The following is an 11720-nucleotide window of genomic DNA, read 5'->3' on the forward strand; positions in this document are numbered from 1 at the left end:
GGGCGCCCCTAACCGAACAACCCGCGGGCCCAGCTGTACGCGCTGAGCAGTTCGAGCACGAGCGGGATCACGGCCAGGCCGGTGACCACGTCGAACACGGTGGCCAGGAACTCCCAGATCGGCAGCAGCCGGCGCGGCCACGGCCGGACGGCCGCCATCACCATCACCCCGAGCAGCACGATCAGGCCGGCCAGCAGGCTCACCCGCTCGGTGTCGCCGGCGGCGTGCGAGGCCGAGACGAGCACCATGAGGAAGCCGATGGCGCCGGCCGCGGCCAGAGCGACCCGCTGGGCGACCCCGTAGAACGCCCGGGACCGCAGCGCCAGCGCGCTCGACAGCACGATCACCGTGGTGTACCCGGGCCAGCCGTCCGCCCGCATGATCTCCGACATCAGGTACGGCATCAGCAGGCACACGCTGACCACGGCGGCGGTCAGGTAGTTGTCCGCCTCGGCGGTCTGCTCGGCCAGCTCGGCGGCCGGCCGCGGCTGGTTGTCGAACTGCAGCTCCTCGCCGGTCTTCGGCAGCTGCAGGCCGCGCAGCCGGGCCAGCCGCAGCGCGGCCTTGGGCGAGAACACGATGAGCGCGAACCCGGCCGCGGCCAGGCACCCGGCCACCGCCTGCCGGGACATCCCGACGTGGGTGCGCAGCCACAGCATGCTCAGCGCGGCGAGCGCGATCACGGCGATGACCAGCAGCGGCTGGTGGATGAAGCGCCGGGCCCAGAGCCGGGCGCTGACCAGCAGCAGCGCGGCCGCGCCGAAGGTCGCGCCGGCCCCGACGCCGAGCGACGTGGTGGTCAGCACTAGCCGGCCCGGCGCCCCGTCGGCCAGGTCGGTGGCGGCCAGCCCGGTCAGCAGCGCGCCGCCGAGCCCGAAGGTGAGCGACAGTGGACGGTCGCCGGCGAGCCGGGCGACCAGGACCGCGGCGAGCAGCAGGCCGCCGCCGACGGTGAAGCCGCCGACCCCGGTCAGCACGGTGGCCGCGCGATCGGTCAGCGCGTACGCGAAGAACAGCAGCGTCACCGCGGTGAGCACGAGGAACAGCGGCCGGCGGTACTCCGGCTGCCAGCGGTCGCCGCGCCGGTTGACCGTCGTGGCGATGCCGTCGGCCAGGTCGTCGAAGTCCAGCTCGGGCAGCGCGTCCTCGACCCGGCGCAGGTAGAGCTCCTCGCCCTCCAGCCAGTCCAGCGAATCCGGCGTGCCGTTCGGATCGAACGGCTGCTCGCCGAGGCGTTGCAGCGCCCAGCCGCCGGCGTTCGGGGCGGCGCCGGCGTCCGGCTTCTCCAGATTGGCCAGCAGCACCGGCATGAGCTGGGAGACGGTGACCGTGGCCGGCACGGCCAGGTCGATCCGCCGGGCCGAACCCACCACCGTGACCCGGCAGACGTCGGTCGTGGTGGTCATGCGTTCACCTCCGCCGGCTCGCCGACCGGCACCATGCCGGTCTGGATCAGTTGCACGCTGCGGCGGGTCACCAGTTGGGCCCGCCCGGCCGGGAGCTTGGCCGGCTTGGCCTCGCCGAGGAACTTGCCCTCCTCCTTGGGGTAGGAGAGCAGGACGCCGGGATTACCCAGCTCCCACAGCCGGCGCAGGACCGGGTCCATCATCGCCCGCATGGCGCCCGAGACACTACGCGCGATGATCAAGTGCATGCCGATGTAGGCGCCCTGGGCCATCAGCGGCATCAGCGGGTCCAGCACCGAGCCCAGCGACTTGCCCAGCAGCTCGTAGTCGTCCACCACGACGAACAGCTCGGGGCCGCTCCACCAGTCCCGCTTGCGCAGCCGGTCGGAGGTGACCTCCTGGCCCGGGATGCGCTTGTTCATCGACACCGCGGTCTGTGCGGCCAGCGTGCCGAGGTCCTCGGAGGTCACCGCGTACCCGACCCGGTACTCGGCCGGGATGGCGTTGTCCAGGTCGCGCCGGGAGTCGCCGATCACCACCTTGGCCTCGTCCGGACCGTACCGCTGGGTGATCTGCCGCAGGATGAGCCGGAGCACGTTGGTCTTGCCGGTCTCGTTGTCACCCATCACCAGCAGGTGCGGGGTGGCCATGAAGTCGTGCCAGACCGGGCCGAGGCGCTGCTCGTCCAGGCCCAGGCAGAACCGCAGCGGCTGCTCCGGCCGGGGCAGCTGGGCGGCCGGCAACTGAACCGGCAGCATCCGGACCGGGGGCGCGACCGGGCCCGGCCAGAACATCCGGATCTCCTCGATCAGGCCCTTGGTCGCCTCGGTGAGGTCGGCGGTGCTGGTACGGCCGTCCAGCCGGGGCAGGCCGGACAGGAAGTGCATGCCCTGCGAAGTCATGCCCCGGCCGGGCTGGTGCGGCACCAGCGCCGCCTTGCGGGAGCCGATCTCGGACTCCATCGCGTCGCCGAGGCGCAGCTCGAGCTTGGTGCCGAGCAGGTCGCGCAGCCACGTCCGGATCTCCGACCAGCGGTTGGCCGTGATCATCACGTGGATGCCGAAGGACAGGCCACGGGCCGCCATCTCGTTGATCTTCGGCTCCAGGTCGGTGAAGTCCTGCTTCAGCGTGAACCAGCCGTCCACGATGAGGAACACGTGCCCGTGCGCGTCGCGTACCTCGCCGCGGTCGCGGGCGGCCAGGTAGCTGGTGATCGAGTCGTAGCCGCGCTCGGCGAACACCGCCTCCCGGTGCTCCATCACCTGGCGTACCTCCTCGATGGTGCGCACCACGCGGTCACGCTCCATCCGGGTGGCCACCGAACCCACGTGCGGCAGGCCGGTCAGGGCCATGATGCCGCCGCCGCCGAAGTCCAGGCCGTAGAACTGCACCTGCTCCGGGGTGTTGGTCAGGGCGAGCGCCAGCACGAGCGTCCGGACCAGGGTGGACTTGCCGCTCTGCGGGGCGCCGGCGATGCCCACGTGGCCGTCGGCCGCCGACAGGTCGGCCTGCAAAAGCTCACGGATCTGCTCGTACGGGCGGTCCACCACGCCCACCGGAACCCGCAGCCGCCCGCGCAGCGCCGGATTCTCCACGATCATGCCGAGCTCGGGGTCCGGGATGACGCTGGGCAGCAGCGAGTCCAGGCCGGGCGACTCGGACAGCGGCGGCAACCACACCTGCCGGGCCGGCGGGCCGGAGCCGACGAGCCGGTCGATGAGCACGTCCATCAGGCGGTCCTCGTCGGCCTCGCCGGTCTCGTCGGCGGACGCCGCGGCGGGCCCGGCATCCGGTGCCGGGGTGACCGCCCGGGGCAGCTCGCGGGTGGTGAACGCGACGACGTCGGAGATGATCCCGGCGTCGTCGTCGGCCGCGGCGCCGCGGCCGCCGGTGCGCTTGTACGGCCCCGACACGTACGCACTCTTGAATCGCACCAGGTTGGAGATGTCCAGCTTGAGGTAGCCGTTGCCGGGCTCGGACGGCAGCTCGTAGGCGGCACCGACGCCGATCACCGAGCGCGACTCCATCGAGGAGAAGGTGCGCAGCGCGATCCGGTACGACAGGTGGCCCTCGACCCGGCTGATCCGGCCCTCGTCGAGGCGCTGCGAGGCGAGCAGCAGGTGTACGCCGAGCGACCGGCCGAGCCGGCCGACCGAGACGAACAGGTCCATGAACTCGGCCTTGCTCGACAGCAGCTCGCTGAACTCGTCCACGATCAGCAGCAGCACCGGGAACGGGGTGAGCGGGGCGCCGGCCGCGCGCGCCTTCTCGTACTCGAACAGCGACGCGTACCCGGAGGCGCGCAGCAGCTCCTGGCGGCGGTTCATCTCGCCGTTCAGCGCGTCCTGCATGCGGTCGACCAGGGGCAGCTCGTCGGCCAGGTTGGTGATGACGGCCGAGGTGTGCGGCAGCTTGTCCATGCCGAGGAAGGTGGCGCCGCCCTTGAAGTCGACCAGCACCAGATTGAGGATCTCCGAGGAGTGCGTGGCGGCGAGGGCGCAGACGAGCGTACGCAACAACTCGCTCTTGCCCGAACCGGTGGCGCCGATGATCAGCCCGTGCGGGCCCATGCCGCCCTGCGCCGCCTCCTTGAGGTCCAGCTCGACGACCTCGCCCTCCTCGGTGATGCCGATCGGCACGCTCAGCCGCGCCCGCTGCGCCTGCCGCGGGCGCCAAGCGCCGTTCACGTCGAAGGTGTACGCGTCCCGGATGCCGAGCAGCGTGGTCAGCTCGAAGTCGGACTCCAGCGGCTCGTCGGCCACCTCGAGCGTGCTCGCCGTCCGCTTCGGGGCCAGGATCCGGGCCAGCGTCTCGGCCTCCCGCTCGGTCAGGTCGTCGCGCTCGGCCTCGCCGGTGCGCTCGCCGACCGGGAACTCGATCCGCTTGTCCTCGACGGTCAGCCGCAGCACCTTCGGGCCGCCGGGCAGCCGGCCGGTCACGTCCAGCAGCACCGTGTTCTGCAGGCCGGCGCCGACCAGCCGGGAGTCGTCCGGGATCGCGATCCGGCTCGCCACCACGACCACGAACGGCTCGTTGGAGCTCGGCCGGGCGCCCTTGTCGTGGTCGGCCCGATCGGCGAACTCGGGGCCGAGCAGCCGCATCAGCTCGTCGTGGTCCCGGGCGAACAACCGCAGCGGGCCCGCCGCGTCGCTCCGGGTGGGGTGCGCGTTGTGCGGGAGCCACTTGGCCCACTCCCACTCGTCGCTCGCGCTGTCCCCGGTCAGCACCGCGACCCGCAACTCGTCCGGGGCGTGGAAGGTGACCAGCTGGGCCAGCACCGCCCGGGCCAGGCCCATCGCCGGCGCGGTCGGCCCGGCGAACTCGATGCTGGTGAAGCTGCGCAGGCTGATCGCGGTCGGGATGCCGGGGACCGTACGGTACGCCTCGGCGAACCGGCGCAGCGAGATCGACGACAGCGGCTCGAGGTCCTCGATCGGCTTGGTCGACGGCGGCACGTACTTGACCGCGGCGTTGTGCCGGCCCAGGCCGATCCGGATCCGGGCGAAGTCCTCGTGCGCGGCCCGCCGCTCCCACATCCGGCTGCCGGTCGCCACCGACCACAGCAGCGACGGGTCGGGGTTGTTCCAGACCACGGCCTGCCGCTGCTCGTCGGCCGACTGGCGGGCCTTCTTGCGCAGCTGTCCGATGTAGCGCAGGAAGTCGCGCCGCTCGGCGCGCATCTTCCGCTTGCGCTCCCCGGCGGCCCGGCCGATCTGCACCACGCCCATGGAGAGCATGCCGACGGCCATCACACCGCCCATCAGGTACGCCACCGACGAGCGCTGAAACACGCCGAACATCATGATCATGCCGCCCATGCCGAGGCCCATCGGCACGACCATGAGGAACGAGCGCATGTCCAGCGGCGCCGGCTCGGCCATCACCGGCGGCTCGGCCAGCTCGACGGAACCGGCCGGCATCGGGGGTCCTTCGGCCCGGGGCGGCCGCTTGACGATGACCGTGCTCATCCGATGACCCCCGACTCCTCCTGGCCGGCGCCCCACACACCGTCGGCCTGCCGCAACAGCCCGGAGCTGCGCGGCACGATCTCCTTCTCGCCCTCGTCGTCCTCGTCCTCGTCGCGGGGGCGGCCCTCACGCAGCTGCCGCAACTCCTCGCGGCGGGCGTCGGCCTCGGCGCGGCGCTGGGCCCAGAGCTTCTCCAGGTCCTCGGGGGGTGGTTCGGCGCCGCCGGAGCGCAGGTTGGGGTTCTCGGGGCGGGGGGTGGGGTCGCTCTTGCGCCGCTGCCACGACGACATGGCCGGAAGCGCGAAGCCGTCCTCGACTACCGGTTCGGGCTCGGGGCCGGCGTTGCGGCCCGGCCAGCCGAGGTCGTCCCAGTCCGCGTCGTCGGGGTCGTCCTCCGGGCCGCGATCGTCGGGGCCCGGATCGTCCGGGGTGTCGCCATCGTCGTCATCGTCGTCGTCCCGGGCGGCCCTGCCCCACGGCAGGCCACCGGAGTCCCAGGAGTCGGCGTCACCGTCCTCATCGGACCAAGGGATCACCGGTACGCGGTCGCCTTCGTCCTCTTCGACCGCCAGATCGTCGCGCTCGTCCTGGTCCTCGTCTTCGTCCTCCTCGGCGCGGACCCGCCCGAGAGCTGGAACGAACAACAACGGGGGAAGCTCCGCCGGCCGATGCTCATCCGAAGGCGCCGCGGGAGCCGGGGCTGTGGTCGTCTCCGGTTCCACCGCCGGGGGCACCACGGCGACCGAGGGGTCGGTCGGCGGCGGCGCGAACCAGGAACTCTGGTCGGTCGCCGCCGGTGTGCCCTGGGTCAGCCACCGCTCGTCATCGACCCGCTCCGGCGCCGGATCGACCGAGGCCGTCTCCGGCTCGGGCTCCGGGGCCGGCTGAAGGACCGGGAGGCGGGATGGCTCGGGCTCCGAGGCCGGCTGAAGGACCGGGGCGCGGGATGGCTCGAGCTCCGAGGCCGGCTGAAGGACCGGGGCGCGGGATGGCTCCGGCCGCGGAGCCGGTTCGGGCACGGACACCGGCAGCAGGGCCGGGGGCGCGCCGTTGATCGGGGTTGGCTCGGCGGTCAGGCCGGGCGGCGTACCCCACGGCCCGTCGGCGTTGGCTATCAGGCCGGAGGCGTCCGAGCGTTCGTCGGCCGACGAGTTACCTCCCGGCGGCGTCATCGGGGCCGGCGGCGGCTCCGCCGGTCCGGCGGCGACCTCCGTGGCGGCCGGTTCGACGACCGCCTCCTCCGACGCCGCCGGGGTCGTGCCCGGCGCGGCGCCGAGCGGCGCGTCGGGAACCCCGCCCATCGAGGGCACTCCGGCGTCCCACGGCTGGTCCACCTTCTCCACCAGGCCGGAGGCGTCCGACCGCTCCGGCTTCTCGGCACCGGACCCGCCGGGCGGCGACATGGGCGCCATCGGCGGCGCGCCCTCCGCACTGCCCGGCACCTCGGGCAGCGGTTCGCCCGTACCGAAGGGACTTGTCTCGTCGTTGCCGAGCAGCCCGGAAGCGTCCGAGCGCTCGGGCGCGTTCGCCCCGCCCGCGCCCGGCGGCGACATCGGCGACATCGGCGGCGCACCCTCCGCACCAGCCGGCGCATCCGGAATCCCGCTCTCCAACCCCTCCGGCGCGAACGGGCTCTCCTCCTCATTACCCAGCAACCCGGAAGCATCCGAACGCTCCGGCGCATTCGGCCCACCCGCACCCGGCGGCGACATCGGCGACATCGGCGGTGCACCCGCGGCGCTGCCCGGCAGGTCGGACAGGCCCTCGCCGGGCGCGAACGGGCTCTCGTCGTCGTTGCCCAGCAGCCCGGACGCGTCGGAACGCTCCGGCGCGCTCATCCCACCCGCACCCGGCGGCGACATCGGCGACATCGGCGGCGCCCCGCCGGCGCCGCCCGGCGCGTCGCTCTCCAGCGAGCCGCCCGGGGCGGTCGGCGGCGGCGCCACGCCGGGCAGGTCGCCCTCGGGCACCCCGCTCAGGCCATCGCCGAGGCCCTCCCCGGCGCCGGGAGCGTTCGGGTCCTCCCCACCCGCCCCGCCCGGTTTCGGCGGCGACGAGACCGACGGCAGCGTGGCGCCGTCCAGGCCGGGCAGGCCGCCACCCGAGGAGCCGGGCAGGCCGCCGATCCCCAGGCCGGGCAGGCCGCCGCCGGCGGCATCGGCGGGCGGTGGGGCGACGCTGGGCAGCGCGCCCAGCGCGGTCGTCCCGGGCGGGGTCACCCCGTCGGTGTTCAGCCCTCCCCCGCTGGGTGGCGGCGGGGTGGTGACGCTCGGCACCGCGAAGTTCTGGGCGTCCGGCGGCGCGGAGATGCTGGGCGACGGGATCGGGCCGCCCGCCGGCGGCGGCGCGGTCGACAGCGACGGCGTCGAGACGCTCGGCGGCTCCGAGATGGAGGGCGGGGCCGAGACGGACAGCGACGGCGTCTCCGAAAGGGACAGCGAGGGGGTCGGCGAAAGGGAGAGCGAGGGCGTCGCCGTGACGCTGCCGGAGATACTGCCGCCGCCGACCTGCGAGACGCTCGAGTAGGTCACCGCGTACTGCTGCACCACGGTTTTCATGACGTTCCGGAACGCCTGCGTCATCTGGTCGGAGAGGCCGGGCACCTCGTGGATCTGCACCTTGTTGTCGACCGTGCTGGCGCCGTACTGGGTGGCCAACTGGGCGTACGCGTAGTCCAGGTAATCCAGCGACTGCTGGGCCCAGGACAGGATGTTGCCGCTGTAGTAGAGCTGCTCGGGCACCGAGCCGGCGTCGGTCGAGTGCTGCGCCCCGCCGTTGATCTGCTCGGCGTGCGCCTCCAGCTTGTTGGCGAAGCTGGTCAGCGTCGACTTGAACGACTGGGCCCCCGAGCCGGTCCACGGTCCGCCGTCGCCGACCAGGCCCTCGATCTGCTGGCGCAGGTTGTCGGCGACGTCGCTCATGTAGGTGGAAGCGAGGCTGAACGCGTCGCCGGCGTCCATCAGGGACTGTGGCGAGACGTTCGCCATGGCTTCCTGCGCCGCGGCCTGACTCTGCGCGTCACTGGAGACCGCGGCGGCCCCGACCACGGCGGTCTTGATGGCCTTCCAGTCCATGCTCTGCCAGTCGTTGACATCGCTGGCGTCGGCCAGGCCGCCGGTGTTGAACTGGCCGCCGTCGCTCACGCTGTCCCACGGCTTGGTGGACACGCTCGGGCTGTCGCTCATCTATGGTCCATCCACCTACGTCAGTACGGGTACGGGAGCCTCAGGCGGTGGTGCCGGTGCCCATCTGGGTCACCGCGTCCTGGAAGGCGCCGGTGAGCTGGGCGGCGGTGGTGTTGTTGAGGTCCTCGACCGACTTGTACTGGCTGATCAGGTTCGCGATGTCGGTCTGCAACTCGGTGAACGCCTTGTCGGCGTTGTCCAGGAAGTTGTAGACCTGCCCGCGCAGCCCGTCGGCGGTCGACAGGTCGCCGCTCATCAGCACGTTGCCGCCGGCGCCGTTGATGGTGTTCGACATCTTGGTGGCCGCGGCGAACTGGCCGGGCTTGACCACCACGTTCCGGATGGCGGCCTTGGCCGTGGTGATGTTCCCGCGCAGCGTCTCGAGGTTCTTGGAGAACTGTTTGAGCGCGTCGGTGTTCACCGCCAGCTGTCCGTTGTGATCCGAGCCACCGTTGACCGGGGGCGGCAGGTCGGCCGGCGGCGGCGTGGCCGGCGAGTTGCCGTACTGGTTGTTGCTGTCGAAGTTTCCGGGGGTGAGGTAGGACGCGTCGGGCGTGTCGCCGTAGTAGTCGAGCATCCCCTCGTACGACTGGAAGGCGCTTTTCTCGTCGTCGGTGAGGCCGGCCGCGTCGAACGGGATCTGGAAGCTGTCCGGATGGGAGGACCGCCAGGCCTGCATCTTCGAGATGGCCGACTTGGCGAGGTTCGCCTGGTCCTGGGTGAAAGTCGGCGAGAAGTCGTACTCCCCGTACGGAATGTTGACTACGTCGTCCGGGCTCGGCGTGCTCATCGCAACGTCCTCCTGCTTGTGGCGGAGCGGGGCGGGGATCTGGCGGGCGGGCAGGGACAGGTCTGCCCGTTCGCCCCGCGAGGCGCGGAACGAACGGGCAGTTCGGGTCGGTCAGCTGGTCTGGACGCTGTCCCAGAGGCGGGTGATGGTGCTCTCGGCGTCCGCGTAGTTGACGTGGATCTGCGAGAGCGTCTGCTGGGCGGTGCCGAGCGCCTGAGCCATCTCGGCGGCGCCGGCGTTCCACTGGGCCTGGGCGTTCCGGTACTGGTCGGCGCCGCCGCCCTGCCAGTCGGCGAGCTGGGTGTCGAGCGTCTTGTTCAGCTCGTCCAGTTCGCTGTTGACGGCGGTGGTCAGCGACTGCAGCGCCTGCGCGACCGTGTCGGACGCGTTGAAGTCAAAGGTGAACGATGCCATTGATCGGCCTTTCCGGGGATGTCGACGGGCGGACGGGGCGCGCGGATCAGATGCCGGGAAGGCCGTTGAGCAGAGCCGTCGCCGACTGGGTCGAGGTGTCCTCGTGCTGGTCGTAGGCCCGAGCCGACGAGCCCATGCCCTGGGTCACGCTGTCCAGCGCGGTGACCACCTTCTGGAAGCCCTCCTGCCACTGGTTCATGGCCTGCTGGAACGCGGACGAGGCGCCGCCCTTCCAGCCCGCCTCGAGCTGCAGCATGTACTGGTCGACCTGGTCGAGCTGGCTGCGGAACGAAGCAGCCTTGTCCTCGAACTGGCTGACCGCAGCCGCCATACCCGGGTCGGTGGTCTGCACAACCTGATTCGCCATTCTCAGGGCCTCCTCGGCACTGTTTCGTCGCGGCCGTGTCTCGGCGGCGCGAACTCATCGGGGTGTCTGGCGGTCGGACTCTGAACCAACGCATCCAACACGGACCACATCGCCAGTTGGTTCACTGCCTCCAACGGGCAAGTAAATTAATCGATCCGTCGGGCGGGCGGCTCGGTACCCGGGTCCGTCGTGAGTGGAAACACCCCCACCGCGGAACCCCGGTCGGGGCTCCTCGGTGGACACAGTGAACTATGTTTGCAAACACCGCGTTCCATGGTGCACATCGAGCGGCATCATGATGTTCGGTCGGGCAGCCTCGACGGTCGCGACCCGAAGAAGGCAGGCTGAACCGATTTCGCCGTACGCACGTGCTTGTGTCGGCGTGACCTTGCGGCAGACCAGCGGAGGAGTGCGGATGGCGGCCGGACAGGACGGTTTCCTCGAGGACCTGCTCGCGCAGTACCAGCAGCAACGCAGCGCCCTCGCCGAGTTGCACCGGCGCATGCAGGAGGTGTCGGCCACCGCCATGTCGCCGCGCCGCGAGATCTCGGTCACGTACAGCCACGCGGGCGGTGTGACCGAGATCAAGTTTCTGAACAGCGCGTACCGCCGGCTCGCCCCGAACGAGCTGTCCGACCTCATCATGGCGACGGTGCGGGAGGCCAAGGACAAGGCGGCGACCGAGGCGGCGGAGATCATCGCGCCGACCGTGCCGAACGGCCTCAACCCCCAGGATCTCGTACGCGGAAAGCTCGGCACCGACGCGCTGATGCCGCCGGACGGCCCGCGCCTGCCCCGGATCGTCCGGGAACAACTCGAGCGACGGAGCTGACCCATGGCGCACGAGCATCTCGATGTCAACTCCGACCAGGTGAACAATCTGGCCGAGCCGTACCAGTACGCGGCGGGCGACTTCTCCAACCTGTCCGGCCGGGTCGACGAGATGTGGTCCCGGTACCGGTCGGCGTGGGGCGACGACTCGATCGGTGCGCAGGTCGCGCCGTCGTTCGAGCAGGGCTTCGAATACCTGCGGGGCACCGCGAAGGCGCTGCACCAGACGCTGACCTTCTACAGCGACGGCCTGAGCCAGACCGGCAAGGTGTACGGCGAGTCGGAGGAGAACGCCGCCGAGGGCGGCCGGAAGCTCGACGTCGCGTTCAGCGGGCTGGAGACCCCGACCTTCCGTGCGGCGGACGTGGCCGACGACGGATCGACGCTGTACGAGGCGGGCGAGCTGAGGGAAGGCAGGTTGCTGCAGCCGGAAGAGGGCGTGCGGCGCATGGAGCGGCTGGCACCGGAGCAGCCGGGCGAGCCCCGGCACCAGGTCATGCGGGCCGCGCGGCTCGAGGAGCGGCACGCCCTCCAGCCGATGCGGGCCGAGCGGGTCGAGGCGCCGCACGAGCTCCTGCCGATGCGGGCCGAGCGACTCGAGCGGCGGCAGGCCATCCCGGAGGGCGCGGTCATCGACACGAGCATCCCGCCGGACGACTACGGCCCCTGGTACCGCCTGCCCGACGGGACGATCCTCGCCCACCCGGCCAGGATCGCCGCGGCCCGGGAGAGCCCGGTCACCCCCCGAGAGACCTGACG

The 11720-nt window shown here is 71.8% G+C and carries 8 protein-coding genes; 2 read left to right on the forward strand and 6 right to left on the reverse strand.

The window, feature by feature from the left end; translation table 11 throughout:
- Positions 1 to 8 precede the first annotated feature (8 nt).
- The 6 genes from eccD to IH26_RS0132110 form a co-directional block, all read right to left on the reverse strand.
- Positions 9 to 1406: a type VII secretion integral membrane protein EccD gene (gene eccD / locus IH26_RS0132085; protein ID WP_030440000.1), complete on the reverse strand. Its 1398-nt coding sequence runs from the start codon at positions 1404 to 1406 to the stop codon at positions 9 to 11.
- Complete coding sequence (locus IH26_RS0132090) at positions 1403 to 5410, reverse strand: type VII secretion protein EccC (protein ID WP_030440001.1); 4008 nt, start codon at positions 5408 to 5410, stop codon at positions 1403 to 1405. The genes eccD and IH26_RS0132090 overlap by 4 nt, the downstream gene beginning before the upstream one ends.
- Positions 5371 to 8559, reverse strand: a complete 3189-nt coding sequence (locus IH26_RS0132095) for a hypothetical protein (protein ID WP_030440002.1) — start codon at positions 8557 to 8559, stop codon at positions 5371 to 5373. The genes IH26_RS0132090 and IH26_RS0132095 overlap by 40 nt, the downstream gene beginning before the upstream one ends.
- A 40-nt stretch (positions 8560 to 8599) precedes the next feature.
- A complete protein-coding gene (locus IH26_RS0132100) occupies positions 8600 to 9349 on the reverse strand; it encodes a hypothetical protein (RefSeq protein WP_030440003.1) in 750 nt (249 codons plus the stop codon).
- 111 nt (positions 9350 to 9460) lie between these two features.
- The gene (locus tag IH26_RS54250; RefSeq protein ID WP_034216403.1) at positions 9461 to 9763 is read right to left on the reverse strand and encodes a WXG100 family type VII secretion target; all 303 of its coding nucleotides are present in this window, start codon (positions 9761 to 9763) and stop codon (positions 9461 to 9463) included.
- 46 nt (positions 9764 to 9809) lie between these two features.
- Positions 9810 to 10130 (reverse strand): WXG100 family type VII secretion target, encoded by a 321-nt coding sequence (locus tag IH26_RS0132110; protein WP_030440004.1) that lies wholly within the window; start codon positions 10128 to 10130, stop codon positions 9810 to 9812.
- A gap of 415 nt (positions 10131 to 10545) precedes the next feature.
- Here IH26_RS0132110 and IH26_RS0132115 point away from each other — a divergent pair, with 415 nt between their 5' ends.
- Positions 10546 to 10962, forward strand: a complete 417-nt coding sequence (locus IH26_RS0132115; RefSeq protein WP_030440005.1) for a YbaB/EbfC family nucleoid-associated protein — start codon at positions 10546 to 10548, stop codon at positions 10960 to 10962.
- Positions 10963 to 10965: 3 nt separating this feature from the next.
- On the forward strand, positions 10966 to 11718 hold the full coding sequence (locus tag IH26_RS0132120) for a hypothetical protein (RefSeq protein ID WP_030440006.1): 753 nt from the start codon (positions 10966 to 10968) through the stop codon (positions 11716 to 11718).
- Positions 11719 to 11720 lie beyond the last annotated feature (2 nt).

This window comes from Actinoplanes subtropicus (assembly GCF_000721705.1).
GTDB lineage: Bacteria > Actinomycetota > Actinomycetes > Mycobacteriales > Micromonosporaceae > Actinoplanes > Actinoplanes subtropicus.